The organism is Pantoea sp. BL1, from assembly GCF_000963985.1.
Taxonomy (GTDB): Bacteria; Pseudomonadota; Gammaproteobacteria; order Enterobacterales; family Enterobacteriaceae; genus Pantoea; species Pantoea rwandensis_B.
Map to the genome: position 1 here is coordinate 1 of NZ_JZRH01000117.1, position 205 is coordinate 205.

The 205-nt window shown below is 53.7% G+C and carries 1 protein-coding gene; it reads right to left on the reverse strand.

Features of this window, described 5'->3' with window-relative positions:
- Nucleotides 1-16: 16 nt before the first annotated feature.
- Nucleotides 17-205 (reverse strand): hypothetical protein (locus tag VH86_RS26255; protein ID WP_231647408.1); only part of this gene is annotated, 189 nt, incomplete at its 5' end.

Below are 205 nucleotides of genomic sequence, written 5' to 3' on the forward strand. Positions count from 1 at the left end.
AAAGTTGTCATGTATATCAGACGGTTATAGTGTGGCACATCCGCACAAAACTGCCCGCGCTCAGCACAATATTTTTTAAGGATATGACGGCGGACACGAATTGCAGACTGGCTGAATCTAAAATGCGGGCCCGCTGGATCCCCGCGCTTGCGACTTCAGCGATATGCGCCAGGCTATGTGCGGGGAACGGCGCGTGACATCCCTC